General features: G+C 54.7%; 17 protein-coding genes. 12 read left to right on the top strand and 5 right to left on the bottom strand.

Annotated features, from left to right (window positions below; translation table 11 throughout):
• The first annotated feature begins 9 nt into the window (after window positions 1-9).
• From pepN to HRU87_RS02785, 3 genes are read left to right on the top strand one after another with little or no spacing between them, the layout of a single operon-like run.
• A complete protein-coding gene (gene pepN, locus HRU87_RS02795) occupies window positions 10-2,553 on the top strand; it encodes an aminopeptidase N (protein WP_173493438.1) in 2,544 nt (847 codons plus the stop codon).
• Between the two features lie 2 nt (window positions 2,554-2,555).
• A complete protein-coding gene (locus tag HRU87_RS02790; RefSeq protein ID WP_213086406.1) occupies window positions 2,556-3,095 on the top strand; it encodes a mechanosensitive ion channel family protein in 540 nt (179 codons plus the stop codon).
• Window positions 3,085-3,465 carry a globin gene (locus HRU87_RS02785; protein ID WP_173493437.1) on the top strand — a complete coding sequence of 127 codons (381 nt, stop codon included), beginning with the start codon at window positions 3,085-3,087 and terminating at the stop codon, window positions 3,463-3,465. The genes HRU87_RS02790 and HRU87_RS02785 overlap by 11 nt, the downstream gene beginning before the upstream one ends.
• Here HRU87_RS02785 and HRU87_RS02780 read toward each other — a convergent pair.
• Window positions 3,462-4,121, bottom strand: a complete 660-nt coding sequence (locus HRU87_RS02780; RefSeq protein ID WP_173493436.1) for a DUF8185 domain-containing protein — start codon at window positions 4,119-4,121, stop codon at window positions 3,462-3,464. The two genes, HRU87_RS02785 and HRU87_RS02780, sit on opposite strands and share 4 nt — an antisense overlap.
• Before the next feature lie 35 nt (window positions 4,122-4,156).
• Here HRU87_RS02780 and HRU87_RS02775 point away from each other — a divergent pair, with 35 nt between their 5' ends.
• Window positions 4,157-5,035 (top strand): acyl-CoA thioesterase, encoded by an 879-nt coding sequence (locus HRU87_RS02775; protein WP_173493435.1) that lies wholly within the window; start codon window positions 4,157-4,159, stop codon window positions 5,033-5,035.
• Here HRU87_RS02775 and ettA read toward each other — a convergent pair.
• The 3 genes from ettA to msrA all read right to left on the bottom strand — a co-directional run bounded on the left by ettA (window position 5,032) and on the right by msrA (window position 7,891).
• The gene (gene ettA / locus HRU87_RS02770) at window positions 5,032-6,714 is read right to left on the bottom strand and encodes an energy-dependent translational throttle protein EttA (protein WP_173493434.1); all 1,683 of its coding nucleotides are present in this window, start codon (window positions 6,712-6,714) and stop codon (window positions 5,032-5,034) included. The genes HRU87_RS02775 and ettA overlap by 4 nt on opposite strands.
• Before the next feature lie 144 nt (window positions 6,715-6,858).
• Window positions 6,859-7,281: a single-stranded DNA-binding protein gene (locus HRU87_RS02765; RefSeq protein ID WP_173493433.1), complete on the bottom strand. Its 423-nt coding sequence runs from the start codon at window positions 7,279-7,281 to the stop codon at window positions 6,859-6,861.
• Window positions 7,282-7,369: 88 nt separating this feature from the next.
• On the bottom strand, window positions 7,370-7,891 hold the full coding sequence (gene msrA, locus HRU87_RS02760; RefSeq protein WP_173493432.1) for a peptide-methionine (S)-S-oxide reductase MsrA: 522 nt from the start codon (window positions 7,889-7,891) through the stop codon (window positions 7,370-7,372).
• 67 nt (window positions 7,892-7,958) lie between these two features.
• Between msrA and HRU87_RS02755 the strand changes: the two genes are divergently transcribed.
• From HRU87_RS02755 to HRU87_RS02745, 3 genes are read left to right on the top strand one after another with little or no spacing between them, the layout of a single operon-like run.
• Entirely contained in the window at window positions 7,959-8,897 is a 939-nt protein-coding gene (locus HRU87_RS02755) for a DMT family transporter (RefSeq protein WP_173493431.1), read from the top strand.
• A gap of 4 nt (window positions 8,898-8,901) precedes the next feature.
• Entirely contained in the window at window positions 8,902-9,264 is a 363-nt protein-coding gene (gene trxA / locus HRU87_RS02750; RefSeq protein WP_173493430.1) for a thioredoxin, read from the top strand.
• A 9-nt stretch (window positions 9,265-9,273) separates the two neighbouring features.
• Window positions 9,274-9,501 carry a hypothetical protein gene (locus HRU87_RS02745; RefSeq protein ID WP_173493429.1) on the top strand — a complete coding sequence of 76 codons (228 nt, stop codon included), beginning with the start codon at window positions 9,274-9,276 and terminating at the stop codon, window positions 9,499-9,501.
• On the opposite strand, the gene ald is transcribed toward HRU87_RS02745, so the two are convergent.
• The gene (gene ald / locus HRU87_RS02740; protein ID WP_173493428.1) at window positions 9,498-10,616 is read right to left on the bottom strand and encodes an alanine dehydrogenase; all 1,119 of its coding nucleotides are present in this window, start codon (window positions 10,614-10,616) and stop codon (window positions 9,498-9,500) included. The two genes, HRU87_RS02745 and ald, sit on opposite strands and share 4 nt — an antisense overlap.
• A gap of 124 nt (window positions 10,617-10,740) precedes the next feature.
• On the opposite strand from ald, the gene HRU87_RS02735 reads away from it, so the two are divergent.
• The 5 genes from HRU87_RS02735 (at window position 10,741) to HRU87_RS02715 (ending at window position 15,726) form a co-directional block, all read left to right on the top strand.
• Window positions 10,741-11,223 carry an Lrp/AsnC family transcriptional regulator gene (locus tag HRU87_RS02735; RefSeq protein ID WP_173493427.1) on the top strand — a complete coding sequence of 161 codons (483 nt, stop codon included), beginning with the start codon at window positions 10,741-10,743 and terminating at the stop codon, window positions 11,221-11,223.
• Window positions 11,224-11,252: 29 nt separating this feature from the next.
• Window positions 11,253-12,608 carry a pyridoxal phosphate-dependent decarboxylase family protein gene (locus HRU87_RS02730; RefSeq protein WP_246247331.1) on the top strand — a complete coding sequence of 452 codons (1,356 nt, stop codon included), beginning with the start codon at window positions 11,253-11,255 and terminating at the stop codon, window positions 12,606-12,608.
• Window positions 12,609-12,610: 2 nt separating this feature from the next.
• Window positions 12,611-13,603, top strand: a complete 993-nt coding sequence (locus HRU87_RS02725; RefSeq protein WP_343035111.1) for a nitrilase-related carbon-nitrogen hydrolase — start codon at window positions 12,611-12,613, stop codon at window positions 13,601-13,603.
• Entirely contained in the window at window positions 13,600-14,598 is a 999-nt protein-coding gene (locus tag HRU87_RS02720; protein WP_173493426.1) for an agmatine deiminase family protein, read from the top strand. The genes HRU87_RS02725 and HRU87_RS02720 overlap by 4 nt, the downstream gene beginning before the upstream one ends.
• Window positions 14,599-14,685: 87 nt before the next feature.
• Window positions 14,686-15,726, top strand: coding sequence for an ABC transporter substrate-binding protein (locus HRU87_RS02715; RefSeq protein WP_173493425.1), 1,041 nt, complete (start codon window positions 14,686-14,688; stop codon window positions 15,724-15,726).
• The last annotated feature ends 4 nt before the right edge of the window (window positions 15,727-15,730 follow it).

Here is a 15,730-nt window from a genome sequence, read left to right as displayed (position 1 = left end):
GGAGCAAAGATGCCAGGAGAAAACCTCACTCGCTTAGAAGCCCAGCAGAGGGCTGAGATTCTCAACGTTCACCGGTACCAGGTGCACCTGGATGTCTCCGAAGATTCGAAATACTTTTCGAGCGACACCACAATTGAATTTGACGCAAAAGCCGGCTCGAGCACCTTTATTGATGCCATTACCCACCAGGTCAGCCTGATCGAGCTAAACGGCGAAGTCTTGGACAACGCACTTTCCGACGGCGTCCGCATCAGCCTTCCAAATCTTCAAACCAGCAACCGTCTGAGAATCAAAGCCGTTGGCATCTACTCAAATACCGGTGAGGGGCTGCACAAGTTCGTTGACCCGGTCGATGGAGAGGTTTACCTCTACACCCAGTTTGAGGTGCCGGATTCCAGGAGGATGTTTCCCGTTTTCGAGCAGCCTGACCTGAAGGCCGTATTCGAATTCAGCGTCACGGCACCCAAGGGCTGGAAGGTTATTTCCAACTCTCCCACCCCAGAACCCAGCACAGTTTCCGACACCCTCGCTCGCTGGGATTTTGCTCCAACACCGAGAATTTCAAGCTACATCACCGCGTTGATTGCCGGTCCTTACAGTCAGTGGAACGATTCGTTGGTTTCATTAAGCGGCAAGGTGATTCCCCTTGGGGTTTTCTGCCGCTCCTCGCTGGCTGAATTTATGGATCCTGACTACATCTTTGAAAAGACCAAGCAGGGATTCGCTTACTTTGAAAAAGCCTTTGATTTCCCCTACCCGTTTGAAAAGTACGACCAGCTCTGGGTTCCTGACTTCAACGCTGGAGCCATGGAAAATGCCGGTGCAGTGACCTTCACCGAGTCTTACCTCTTCCGCTCTGCAGTGACAGACGCAACCAAGGAACGTCGGGTAGTCACCATCCTTCATGAATTGGCTCACATGTGGTTTGGCGATTTAGTAACCATGCGCTGGTGGAACGATCTTTGGCTAAATGAGTCCTTCGCGGAGTACGCCTCGACCCTGGCAACCGCCGATGCTACCGAGTGGGACCAGGCGTGGACCACTTTCGCGTCCCTGGAAAAGAACTGGGCGTACCGCCAGGATCAGCTACCATCCACCCACCCAATCGTCGCTCAGATAAACGACCTCGAGGATGTGCAGGTCAACTTCGACGGCATTACCTACGCCAAGGGAGCATCGGTACTGAAGCAGTTGGTTGCCTGGGTGGGTCAAGAGCCATTCCTGCGCGGAGTAGCCAGCTATTTCAAGAAGCACCAGTGGCAAAACACCGAACTCAAGGATCTCCTTGTGGAGCTTGAGCGTGAATCCGGCAGGGACCTTTCCAGCTGGTCGAAGCTTTGGCTGGAGACGGCGGGAGTGAACACCCTCAAGCCAATAATTGAGACAGACTCCTCAGGCTTGGTTACCTCTTTCAAAGTAGAGCAAACAGCCATCGCTGAGCACCCAACCATTCGCCCGCACCGCATGGGAATCGGCTATTTCAACCTAGCTGAGGGAAAGCTAGTTCGAGAGCACGCTGTGGAGGTTGACATCGATGGTCCGCTCACTGAAATTGCAGTGCTGAACGGAACCAAGCGCCCAGATTTTGTGCTTCTGAATGACCAGGACCTCGCCTATGCGAAGGTGAGGCTCGATGAGCCAAGCCGCTTGGTCGCCCTAGGGAACCTTTCGAGCATCGAAGACTCTTTAGCTAGAACTTTGGTTTGGACCGCAGCCTGGGATGCAACTCGAGACGGAGAGGCTCCAGCCCGCGACTTCATCGATCTAGTCCTGAACCACATTGGCCCTGAGACCGAATCCACCACAATCCTCACGCTACTGAGGCAGCTGGTTACCACGGGCAACCTCTACGTGGCTCAGCACACCCGAAGTGAGAGCCTAGAGAAGATTGCATCTGGCCTGATTTCTCTGGCCGAAACTGCCCCTGCTGGTTCAGATTCGCAGCTGCAATTTGTGAAGTTCGTCCCGCAATTTGCGAGGACCAAGGCTCACCAGGATTGGATGCGCTCGCTACTCAATGGCTCCAAGACCCTTGCGGGCTTCACCGTCGATCAGGACGTCCGCTGGGAATTGGTATCCGGCCTTACCATCAACGGAGTTTTTGGCGAGAGCGAGATTGCCGAGGAACTAGAGCGCGACAACACTGCTAACGGCCAGAAATTTGCCGCAGCTGCAAGGGCCGCCATTCCAACCCCAGAAAACAAGCGCGCCACCTGGGATCTGCTGGTTGGAACCGAACAGTACTCAAACACCCTGGTCAACTCAGCCTCACTGGCCTTTGGCAGAGTCAATGACCTTAGCCTGCTGGGGCAGTATTTGGATGAGTACCACCAAACTGCGCTCGATATCTGGACTCGCTTCAGCTACAAGATCGCAGAGTACCTGCTCATCAACCTCTACCCAGTGCAGCTCGCTAGCGCGGAGCTTGCAGCAGCCACCAAGGCTTTGATTGAGACCGAAGAGGTCTCATCTAGGCCGGCCCTGCGTCGCATCCTGGTGGAGAACCTGGCGGGCGTGGAACGAGCCCTCGTGGCCCAGAGGGCAGATAGATAACCGTGGAACTTGGAGCCATCCCCGATTCACTACAGCTCGCGCTTCGGATTCTGGTAATTCTGGTTGCCGCAATTGGACTCAGAATCGCCCTGAAAATTGTTGCCTCCAGGCTCATGGGAAGGCTGAAGGCGCAAAGTCAGAACGGTTCCGCCCAGGCATCCGAGAGGCTCCTCTCGAGATCCGCGACCATCGCATCGATAACCAATAACACCGCGACCTGGGCAATCGCGATAACCACCATTGTCATGGTCCTAAGTGAGCTGGGAGTGGACACCGGAGCACTGATTGCGGTCACAACGATTCTGGGAGCAGCTCTGGGATTCGGAGGTCAAACCCTGGTCAAGGACGTAATTTCTGGAATCTTTATTGTCTTTGAAGATCAGTTTGGCGTTGGAGACCAGGTCAACCTCGACGGAGTCACGGGAAAGATTGAAGCAGTGGGGCTCCGAGTGACTCAGGTGCGCGATGCCGAAGGCACCCTCTGGTACCTCAGAAACGGAGAAATCCTCAAGGTTGGAAACGCCTCGCAGCGTGGAAAATAACTTCTACCGCGCTGTCGGCGGCGAACAAGTCTTTGACCGACTAACGCAATATTTTTATGAGGGCGTTGCAAATGACCCGCTTCTCAAACCGATGTATCCGGAGGAGGATCTTGGGCCCGCTCAACGGCGCCTGAAGCTGTTCCTGGAGCAGTACTGGGGCGGGCCAGACACCTACCAGCAGGAGCGCGGGCATCCACGCCTGAGAATGCGCCACTACGAATTCAAAATCAACCCCGCTGCACGAGATGCTTGGCTCGCGCACATGAGAGCTGCACTAGACCGACTTGAACTGCCCGCCCTCTTCGAGGCGGAACTTTGGGATTACCTGCAGCGAGCAGCTGCTGCCATGCTCAACACCTTTGACGACTAGCTAATTCGAAAACTCTCTTTGGAGAGCACATGTCCATATTTGCTACTCAAGCGGACCCAACCTGCCGTGCGGAAAACCTGAACTGGAACACCTTTTTCCAAAAACCCTAGGCCAGCCATTGCAAAAGCAGTTGCGGCGGGAAGGTTGTATTCCAGGCCTACTGACTTTCCCCAAATTTGCAGCCTTACCCGAGCCGCAATAGCACTGCCAACGCTCTCCGGAAGTGCACTGGCAACCTCAGCGATACCGTCTTTGGCCCACTGGCTCACCAGCTCCTGAGCAATCTCCCCTGAATGCTCCCAGCCCTGCCGGGGTGGCGTGATTCCAGACCAGGCAACTCTGATGGCGGCTGGTGGTATAGAGACGGACGCCGTGAGCATGGCCGCTGGAGAAGACATTCGCTCCAAAAGGCTAGAAATTTCAAAAGTTGAATCCAGCTCCAGCGACTTAGCAAGTTGCATGGTCCGTAATCCCAGAACCGTTGGACCCTCAGCGATCAGAGAACCCGAGTAGATCGGCGAAACGTAGGCTGCAAGCACATCTCCAAAGCACCTGAGTTTGACCGCACCGCGCTCATCCAGGCGCTTGGCCCTCTGAAGAAATTCGGATAGATCCGCAAGGTCTTGTTGATCTTTGAAAACTATGGCTTGGTTCATGGCCTCTCTAAACTAGCTAACGAACAGAGGGAAAAATGACAGATTCCAACATCCCGCAGGACCCGGTAGCCGATTTGGTGGATGTCCTGAATCTCGAGGTAATTTCCGAGACGGAGTTCCAGGGTAGAACGCAGTGGATGCCTCACGGCAGGGTATTTGGGGGCCAGGTACTCGCTCAATCGCTTACGGCGGCCATGCGAACAGTAGAAATTGGACGCGAGGTTCACAGCCTCCACAGTTATTTCCTTAGGCCTGGAGACATCACCAAGCCAATTAGATTTTCGGTAGAAATCCTCCGCGATGGAAGAAGTTTTAGCGCTAGAAGAGTCCATGCTCTGCAGGATGACAAACCGATTTTCTCAATGATCGCCTCTTTCCAAGACCCTGATCCCGGATTGGCCCACCAGGCGAATTTTCCAGAAGGCGTTCCAGACCCTGAGGGTCTTCCAAGTGCGGCAGATCTGCTCTCGACCTTTGACCACCCAATAACCAACTACTGGGCAAAAGCTCGCCCCTTTGATCTAAGGCACGTTTCTCAACCGATATACCTCCAGCCTGCGAAAGAGCACGTGGCCAGTCAGATGATCTGGTTCAAAGCACTCAGCCCACTGCCCGAAGACTCAAGAATTCAAACCGCAGCCCTTGCCTACGCAAGTGACTACAGCATTCTGGAATCAATCCTAAGAAGGCACGGCCTGAGCTGGGCCCACAAGGGACTTAGCTCAGCGAGCCTGGACCACGCGATGTGGTTTCACCGCAGCGCCCGAGTTGATGACTGGATGCTTTACGTTCAAGAATCCCCAAGCTCGCAGCACTCGAGAGGCCTTGCCCTGGGAAAGATCTTTGACCGCAGCGGACAGTTGATTGCCTCAGTGGCGCAAGAGGGAATGCTCAGAATTCCTGAATTTTCCTAATCGCGAGTCAAACGGCGGTAAGTCGAGCGATGTGGTTTGGCCGCATCGACTCCGAGGCGAGAAATTTTGTTTTCCTCGTAAGCGTCGAAGTTACCCTCAAACCAGTACCACTGGTCTGGATTCTCATCCGTTCCCTCGTAGGCCAAAATGTGAGTAGCGACGCGGTCTAGGAACCAGCGATCGTGGGTGATAACCACCGCGCAGCCAGGGAACTCCAGCAGGGCGTTCTCCAACGAGGCTAGGGTTTCAACGTCCAAGTCGTTGGTTGGCTCGTCAAGCAGCAAGAGGTTGCCACCCTGCTTCAATGTGAGAGCAAGGTTCAAACGATTCCGCTCACCCCCCGAGAGCACTCCAGCCTTTTTCTGCTGGTCGGCACCCTTAAAACCAAAGGCAGCGACGTAGGCCCGCGAGGGCATTTCTACCTGTCCGACCTGCATGTAGTCCAAGCCGCCGGAAACAACTTCCCATAGCGACTTGTTTGGGTCAATTCCCTCTCGAGACTGGTCGACGTAGCTGATGGAGACAGTCTCACCAATCTTGAGTTCACCCGAATCTAGAGCGTGGAGACCGGTGATGCACTTAAACAGGGTTGACTTTCCAACACCGTTAGGACCGATGATTCCAACGATTCCGTTTCTCGGAAGAGAAAAGGACAGATTCGAGAAGAGCTTGCGATCATCAAAACCCTTCGAAATGTTCTTAGCCTCAATCACTACGTTTCCAAGACGTGGTCCTGGTGGAATCTGAATCTCTTCAAAGTCCAGCTTTCTCGTCTTGTCAGCCTCGGCAGCCATCTCCTCGTAGCGAGCCAGGCGTGCCTTTGACTTGGTCTGCTTAGCTTTAGGAGTAGAACGAACCCAAGCCAGCTCGTCCTGCAGGCGCTTGGCAAGCTTGGCGTCCTTTTTACCCTGAACCTCTAGGCGCTCAGCCTTCTTCTCAAGGTAAGTCGAATAGTTGCCCTCGTAGGGGTAGGCACGTCCGCGGTCTAGTTCCAAAATCCACTGTGCGACGTTGTCCAAGAAGTAACGGTCGTGGGTTACCGCCAATACCGCACCGGGATACTTTGCAAGGTGCTGCTCAAGCCACAGAACACTCTCTGCGTCCAAGTGGTTGGTTGGCTCATCCAGCAGCAGTAGATCTGGTTTTTGAAGTAGCAGCTTGCACAGTGCCACTCGTCGACGCTCACCACCGGAAAGGTGGGTTACCGGCTCATCTCCCGGAGGGCAACGCAGTGCGTCCATGGCCTGTTCCAGTTGGTTGTCGAGGTCCCAACCATCAGCAGCGTCAATCTCCTCCTGGAGGGTGCCCATTTCGGCTAGCAGAGTATCGTAGTCGGCATCAGGGTTGGCCAGTTCAGCGGAAATTTGGTTGAAGCGCTCGAGCTTGCCCTTGAGCTCTGCAACCGCCTCCTCAACGTTGCCCAAAACGGTTTTCTCTTCGTTTAGCGGAGGCTCCTGCATCAGAATTCCGACGCTGTAGCCGGGGCTCAGACGTGCCTCACCGTTGGATGGGATGTCCATGCCGGCCATAATCTTCAGCACCGAGGACTTACCCGCACCGTTGGGTCCCACGACGCCAATCTTGGCTCCCGGATAAAAGGCCAAGGTCACATCGTCCAGGATGACTTTGTCACCGTGGGCCTTGCGCGCCTTGATCATTTGATAGATAAATTCAGCCATTTGAAGTCCTCGTGATTGAAGGCAAAAACCCTCTTTGCCTCATGCTCGGGATAGTTTATCGCCAGGGCCACACGGCCAATGCACAAGACAAAGAGGGTTCGCTGACCCCGGGGAGCTTGGGGGGATAACCGGGGTCAGGTCTTCTTAGGCGGGCTGGAGCTCAGGCTCCAACTCCTGCTCCGATTCCTCGTCCTCAGCGCTCTGAATTGAATGCGAGCGCCGAGTGAATTCGCTGGTTCCGAACAATAGGTCGTGGCCGATGCTGGAGGCATCGATCTCGACTGAAGTCCCTGAGCGCTCACCGTTGTCCCAGTCGCGAACCTTTAGGTTTCCGTGGACCAGCACCCGCTCACCCTTACCAATGGACTCTGCTGCGTGGCGGGCGAGGCCGCGGTAGCAAACCACTGTGTACCAGTTCACATCGCTTTCGATCCAGTTGCCGGTTTCCCGGTGAAATTTGCGATGGGTGGATGCCAATCGGAAACTCAAAACATCTAGCCCGTTTTGAGTGGTGCTGAATTTTGGCTCGGTACCCACCAAGCCAGTTACTGAAATTTGATCTGCCATGTTGCTTACTCCTTCCGTTGAGTAAGCAATAGCTTTCAGATTCCTAGTCGACCTAGCTGCCGATTTTAGAAATCTGTGGATAACTCGGCTACTTGAGTAGCTGTGAGAACTTTGCCCTGACCTTATTTACCTTGGGGGCAACCACTGCCACGCAGTACCCCTGATTCGGATTCTTCGCAAAAAAGTCCTGGTGATACTCCTCGGCCGTCCAAAATGTCCCTAGTGGCTCAATCTCAGTGACGATACCCTGACCCCAAATTTCCTTGGCCCGGCTAACCGCGGATTCGAAAGCCTCGCGCTGGTCCTCAGAGCTGTAATACATGCCTGACCGGTACTGGGTGCCGATGTCATTGCCCTGACGGTTCAGTTGAGTGGGGTCGTGAAGGGTAAAAAAGATGTCGAGGATGTCCCCGGTTGAAATAACACTCTCGTCGAACGTGATCGAAACCACCTCAGCGTGACCGGTGTCTCCGTCGCAAACTATTTGGTAGCTGGGGTTTTCCAACTCACCAGCTGTGTAACCACAGGTGACGTCTGAAACTCCTCGAAATTGGGTGTACGCGGAATCGAGGCACCAAAAGCAGCCACCGGCTAGAACAAAAGTAGTCATGTAGAACCTAAACTTTGATTTGGCGATTGGGATTCCAAATTAGGTGACCAATCGGAAAGAAGTCCAATTGTCTCAAAAGCACCCCACGCTCGGCGTGATCTTTGCACTTATTGCAGCTGTCCTGTTTGGGCTAAACGCATCGACCACCAAAGTGATCATCCAATCCGGTATTTCGGCCGAACAAGTGGTGTTCATTCGCTCACTGTTTTCGTTCTCGCTCGCGCTGATCTGGGCACTGATTGCCAATCGCCAGGCGCTGAAAATCTCCCCTCGATTGCTGCCCAGACTCCTGGTGCTGGGGGTAGTCGGAGTCGGAATGCTGCAGTGGACCTACTCTTCCTCGCTCGTAAGGCTGCCGGTGGGTATCGCACTGCTGATTGAGTACACAGCCGTGCTTTGGGTGCCGATCGTTGCGATGCTGCTATTCAAAGAAAAAGTTTCCAGGGTTATCTGGCTGGGTGCCGTTATGGTGCTGGGCGGCCTGGCAGTCGTGGCTCAGATTTGGGACAGCCAGCTCGATGGAATCGGTATCCTGCTTGCCCTGGGGGCAGCAGCCTCCTTGACGATTTACTTCATCACGGGAGAGCGAATCCAACGGGTACTTCCCACCAATGTGGTGATGGCCTACGGAATGCTATTTGCCAGCCTGTTCTTCCTCCCACTCAGTGATCTTTCAAACTTCAGATTTGACGCCCTTGGCTCACCCCTTGATCTGAGCGGAAACCTAAGCGGGATTGAAGTTCCTCTCTGGCTTGCATTGAGCTGGCTCGGAGTGATGGGCTCTTTCCTTCCAATGGCATTTAGCTACCTAGCCCTGCGACACCTCAGCGCCACGATCGTTGGGATTATTGCAACGAGCGAGACCGTACTCGCCTTCGGGTTCGCCCTGGCATGGCTTGGCGAACTGATTACCCTGACCCAGGCGCTCGGCGGTATCGTGGTGGTGATTGGAATTTTGATCGCGCAAACCGCGCGGAAGCAATCGGCAGTGAAAGTAGTTGAGTAGCAACATGGCAACAATGGAACTTACCCTCGAGAACTTCGAGGCCACCATCAACCAAGAAGGCATCACCTTCGTAGATTTTTGGGCCGAGTGGTGCGGCCCCTGTCGTATGTTTGGACCGATTTTTGAAAACGCTTCCGAGCAGCACGCAGAGATTCGCTTCGGAAAAGTTGACACAGAGGCTCAGCAGCAACTCTCGGGCCAAGCCGGAATAAGTTCGATTCCAACCCTGATGATTTTCCGCGACGGAATCTTGCTTTTCAACCAGGCTGGAGCTCTTCCAGCGCCTGCGCTGGAGGATCTCATCGGCAAGGTTAAAGAGCTGAACATGGACGAAGTCCGTGCCGAAATTGCCAAGCAGCAGGGCTAAGCAAGTTCCTTGAGAAACAACTCCCTGGCAATGCTCGCCACGGTCACAGCCGTGGGGATTTTGGCCTGGGGCATTGGCTTTTTTGACCCCACCACCTGCACACCCTCAGCTCAGCAGGCTGGCTGGACATCATGCGATGCGATAGCCCAGGAGCGAAATGTGGCCTTGGCGCTACTGATCGGCCTGACCATCTCGATTGTGATTTTCCTCTGGTGGCGCGGCCGCAAAAAGCCTTAGTCGAGGACTTCCTCGATGCTTGCCGCTGGCAGCTCGGGGAAAGCCTGGGCGACTGCAGAGTTGGTAATAATACCCTCGTGAGCGTTTAGGCCCAGTGCCAGCGCCTTGTCCTCACTGAGCGCACGTTTCCACCCTTTGTTAGCAAGGGCAATCACGTAGGGCAGGGTCGCGTTTGTGAGCGCTCTGGTTGAGGTGGCAGGAACTGCACCGGGCATGTTGGCAACGCAGTAGTAGGTGCTCTGGTGGACCTGGTAGGTGGGGTTGTCGTGCGTGGTTGGACGGGAGTGCTCAAAGCAGCCGCCCTGGTCGATAGCAATGTCAACCAGTACTGAGCCTGGCTTCATGTTTTTTACCATCGCGTCTGTTACGAGTTTTGGCGCCCGCTCCCCCGGAATCAAAACAGAGCCGATCACTAAATCTGCATCCTTGAGTTGGTAAGAAATCTCATAGGCAGTGGACACCCGGGTCTGAACCTTCGAATTGAAGCTTGCATCAAGCTCTCTGAGCCTTGGCAGCGAGAGGTCGATAATCGTCACATCAGCACCCATGCCGTTAGCAACAAGTGCAGCTTCCGCACCTGCCACACCGCCGCCGATAACTACCACCTTTGCCCTTGGAGTGCCCGGCACGCCGCCCATCAAGACTCCGACGCCACCGTTGTTTTTCATCAGCTGGTAGGCGCCAATCTGAGCCGAAAGCCTTCCGGCTACCTCGCTCATCGGCTGCAAAAGTGGCAACTGGCGATTTGGCAACTGCACGGTCTCGTAGGCAATAGCCGTGGTCTTGGATGCCAAAATCGCATCGGTGCAGGGCCTAGAGGCCGCCAGGTGCAGGTAGGTGAATAAGATCTGACCCTCGCGCATCAACGGATACTCGGCCTCAATCGGCTCCTTGACCTTGACGATCATTTCGGCTCTAGACCAGACCTCCGAATTAGAGGCCGCAAGGTTGGCTCCGGCCGCCTCATAATCATCATCGGCAAATCCGGAACCGACTCCGGCTGACTTTTCCACCAGAACACTGTGGCCGCGAGAGACGAGTTCGTGCACTCCAGCTGGGGTCATCGCAACTCGGTTTTCGTTGTTCTTGATTTCCTTTGGGACGCCGATCAGCATTCAGACTCCTTTGATGATTTCCAACAATTCTGGCTAAATCTTCACGCCTATCTACCTTGCGTAGAAGATAATTTTCCTAAAGACATTATTTTTTGCTAATAATTCGAATAGATCGGGGTTTCAATTGGTAGAAGCGAAGAAAATTCAGTCGTTTCCAGCTTTAGATGAGCTTGATCTTGAGCTGCTTCGGATATTGGCCCGAAATGGTCGCACCACAAATGCTGAGCTGGCGCAGCAGCTGGACATTGCACCATCGACCTGCTTGGGCCGAGTCCGGAATTTGGTTTCCAACGGAGTGATTGCTCGCTTTACCGCTGAAATTGAGCCGGCCGCCCTTGGACTTTCTCTGCAGGCCCTGATTTCCGTGACTCTGAGAGCTGGAGCCAGAGCGAATCTGAACGACTTTGCCCAAAAGATGCGCGCTCACCCCCAGGTTATCCAGCTGTTCTTTCTCGGCGGGGCCGAGGACTTTATCGTCCACCTAGCAGTGCGGAATTCCGATGAAGTCAGGGAGTTTGTGCTTGAAGAGCTTTCGAACAACGCCTCGGTCGCAAACACCAGAACCAACATCGTCTTCGACCACTTTCACAAGGGTCCGCTCGGGTAGCTAGAGTAGAGCGTTGTCGAAGGAGATGCGTGACCGAACAGATGCACCAGTCGGGTAGAAACCCAAAGGTCCGCAATGCGATTTTTCACTACGCCTCAGACCGAATAGATGTTGATCCCCCACTTGATGGACCCAAAACTAAGGCGGAGTTAGACCAGCTAGCCGGCCAAACCATCACAGAATCCGGCCTCGGGGGCGAAGCTGCGCTGAAGCTTTTTGAGGATGTCTTGGCTCCAGCAACCATCTCCACTGACCACCCCAACTACCTCTCTTTCATCCCGACCGCACCCACAGAACTGGCAACCATGTTTGATCTGGTGGTGTCGGCCAGCTCGATCTACGGTGGGAGCTGGAAAGAGGGTGCCGGGGCAGTTTTTGCTGAAAACCAGGTTTTGGAGTTTCTTGCCAGGGAGTGCGGGCTGCCAGAAAGCTCGGGAGGCTTGTTTGTGCAGGGTGGCACCCTTGGTAATCTCAGCGCCATGGTCACCGCAAGGGAGAAGGCCAAGGCAAAATTGGGCAAACAGCCCTGGGCGATTATCGCCAGCAGCGAGGCACACTCCTCTATCAAGGCTGTTGCCAAGGTCATGGATTGCGAAATTGTTCTGGCTCAGGCCGAAGACTCCGGCTCACTCACTCACGCTGGTGCTGAAGCTGCAATCCAAGAAGCCAAGAGCCAGGGCCTAACCCCGTTTGCAATTGTCGGCACCGCTGGAACCACGAACTTTGGGATCTTGGACGACCTGGAGGCAATTGCAAAACTAGCTCAGGAGCATCAGCTGTGGTTCCACGTGGATGGGGCCTATGGGCTAGCGGGTATTTTGGTGCCGGAATTGAAACAGCTCTACACGGGAATTGAGCATGCCGATTCGTTCATAGTCGACCCCCACAAGTGGCTGTTTGCCCCGTTTGATGCCTGCGCTCTGGTTTATCGAGAGCCAGAGTATGCGCGGCTAGCACACACTCAGCACGGTGAGTACCTCGAGGTGCTCAATCACTCGGGTGAGTTCAACCCCTCGGATTACGGCTTCAACCTCACCAGAAGAGTTCGCGGTCTTCCGCTTTGGTTCTCAATGGCCGCTCACGGCGCTGCGCTTTACCGCCAAGCGGTAAAGGCCAATGTGGACCTCGCTTTCAAAATTGCGGAGGTGATTGAGCAGCGCCCCTACCTTCGACTGGTGCGCAAGCCTCAGCTTTCTGTGGTGGTTTTCGAACGAATCGGTTGGGAGCTAGCGGACTATGAAAGCTGGTCGGAGAAGCTGCTGGCCGATCAGTTCGCCTTCGTGGTCCCCTCTTCCCACCAGGGCAAGCCCAACACCAGATTTGCCATTGTCAATCCACTGACCAAATTCGAAGATCTGGTCACAATCCTCGATTCCATGGAGTAATCGTGAAGCTAACCGTCGTGAAATCACCACCCTCACTCTCAAGAACTCGCGCGCCGGAGCGCGCCACCGTAACCATTGGCCTGGTCCAGTTCCGCTGGCAAGAAGATGAGCTTGCCCACCGCTCGGTGATCGAACACGGAATCCGTACCGCGCATGAAAATGGTGCCCAGGTGGTGTTCCTTCCGGAGCTAACTCTCTCTCGCTACCCCGCGGATGTTTGCCCAACCGGCATCCCCAGCGAAAGTGCCGAGCCGCTATTGGGGGGCGACACCTTCCAGTTCGTCTCTAGATTGGCCAGTGAACTTGGAATATTCATCCATGCATCTCTTTATGAGGCGACTGGATTTAGCGACGGCCGCGGCCTGAATACCGCAATCATCATTGACCCTCAGGGAAAGCTCGTGGGGAAAACCCCCAAGCTTCACATCCCGGTAACCCAGGGGTATTTCGAAGATAAGTACTTCCAGGAGGGGCCAAATCACAACCCCTATCCCGTCTACGAATTAGCACTGGATGGAGAACCCAAGGTTGGCCTCCCAACCTGCTGGGACGAGTGGTTCCCGGAGGTGGCAAGAGCCTATGGGCTGGCCGGTGCAGACATCCTCTGCTACCCAACCGCCATCGGCAGTGAGCCTGATCACCCCGAATTTGACACCGAACCGCTCTGGCGCCAGAACATTATTGGTCACGCAATCGCCAACGGGCTGTTTATCGCGGTGCCCAATCGCTGGGGCAATGAGGGGCTGATCAACTTCTACGGCAGCTCATTCATCGTCGACCCATACGGACGCATTTTGGCTCGAGCTGAGCGCGAGGGCGATGAAGTTTTGGTCGCTGAGCTGGATTTGGATCAGCGCCGCGACTGGCTTGAGCTGTTTCCATTTTTTGGAACTAGAAGACCTGACACTTACGGCTCTCTAACCGCCACTCGCGTCAATGAGCGCGGGAGTGACGGAAAGGGCGTTCAGGGCGGAATTCCGGGGCTAATGCCATGACACTGAGGATGCCTCCGGAGTGGGAAAAGCATGCCAGAACCTGGGTCGCTTTCCCAAGTGCCGGCTACACCCTTGGCGATACCGAGGCTGAGCATGAGGCTGCCAGGAAAACCTGGTCTGCGGTTGCCAACGCGGCCAGCGAATTTGAGCCCGTTTCGGTTGTGGTCAATCCCTCGGATGAAAAGCTCGCCAAAAAATACATCTCCAGCCAGATTGACGTTGTTCCGATTCCGATTAACGACGCCTGGATTCGAGACACCGGACCAACCTTTGTAAGAAACGGCGATCAGCTCGCCGCAGTCACTTGGGTGTTCAACGGCTGGGGTAATCAGGGTTGGGCCAATTTTGACCTCGATGCCCAGCTAGCGACTGAGATTGCCAAGCTGGTCGGAGTAGAGGTCATCGACTCATCGCTGGTAAACGAGGGTGGCGGCTTCCATGTCAACGATCGCGGTCAGCTACTGGTGACTGAGACCGTTCAACTCGGAAAGGGCAGAAACCCGAAGGCAACCAAAGAGTCAGTAGAGCAGGAAATGCATCAGAAGCTCGGGACTACCGAAACCCTCTGGCTAAAGCGCGGTCTCACTCGTGACTACGAGGAATTTGGCACTCAGGGACACGTTGACATCGTGGCTTGTTTTGCACCAGATGGTCGAGTTCTCTACCACGATCAAAAAAACCCAAACCATCCTGACTACCTAGTTTCGGCCGAGGTCCGGGAGACACTGATTCGAGCTGGCGTCGAGGTCGTGTCGATATCAGCCCCTGAGACACTGCGTGATGAGTTGGATTACGTGGACTACAGCTACATCAACCACTACGTGTTGAACAACGCAGTATTGCTCTGTGGCTTTGATGACCCCAGGGACAAAGAGACCAAGGCCCTGATGCGTGAGATCTACCCGGGCAGAGAAATTGTGCTGCTGGATGCCCGCGAACTTTTCGCTCGTGGCGGAGGAATTCACTGCATTACGCAGCAGCAACCGGCTTTTTGAATTTTTACTGGTTTAATAACAGGGAAACAATGTTGTGGTCGGATGTTCTTCGACAAATTTCCCCTACCCGAGAGGCAAATCAAGACAATGGCTTTATCTAAAACTAAGGTGCGTTTCGCAGCCCTGATCGCAACCGCAGCTGCCGCCAGCCTGGCGCTGACCGGTTGTGCCCCAGCAGCTGAGGAGTCTTCTGACTTCGGCGCCCTTGATGTTCAGTTCTCCTGGATCAAGAACGCCGAGTTTGCCGGAGAGTACTTTGCCGACAGCAACGGTTACTACACCGAAGCCGGCTTCTCCTCCGTTAATTTCATCGCTGGTCCAACCGCAACCACTGCGGTCGTACTCTCGGGTGACGCACTGGTAGGTCTATCTGACGCAGTTGCGGTGACCCCGGTCATCCTCGAGGAGGAAGCCCCGCTGAAGATTATTGGTGCGACCTACCAGAAGAACCCGTTCACCATCCTCTCGCTCAAGGACGGCGCCAACATTCAGACCGCTCAGGATTTGATCGGTAGGAAGATTGGCGTTCAGGCCGGTGGCAACGAGACTCTGTTTGACGCCCTACTAGCAGCAAACGGAATTGACGCGTCGCAGGTTACTAAGGTTCCGGTTGAGTACGACCCAGCCCCACTGGTAAACGGTGAGGTTGACGGATTCCTGGCATACGTGACCAACGAGTCCATCACCGTTGCAAACCAGGGTTTTGAGGTCACCAACCTGCTATTTGCAGACAATGGCCTACCTTTCGTAGCTGAGGCGTTCGTGGTAACTCAGGACTCGATTGACAACAACCGCGGGGCCCTCAAGGCCTTCCTGTTGGCGACAATCCGCGGCTGGAAAGATGCCATTGCAAACCCAGACGAGGGAGCCCGCCTGGCAGCTGAGGTTTACGGCAAGGACCTAGGTCTAGACATTGCCAAGGAAAAGCAGCAGTCATCGGCGCAAAATGAGCTTTTGGTTGTGACTGAGGAGACTAAGGCAAATGGCCTCCTGACCATCTCTGAGGCCCTGCAGCAGCAGAACATCGACACTTTGGCAGCGGCTGGCTACACAATCACCGCTGAGCAGCTGTTCGACATGAGCCTGCTCGCTGAGGTTTACGCCGAACACCCAGAGCTTCTGGAGTAATCTC

This window comes from Aquiluna borgnonia (genome assembly GCF_013283855.1).
Lineage (GTDB): Bacteria > Actinomycetota > Actinomycetes > Actinomycetales > Microbacteriaceae > Aquiluna > Aquiluna borgnonia.
Note: the sequence above shows the minus strand (reverse complement) of the source record. Positions and strands in the feature narration are given on the sequence as shown.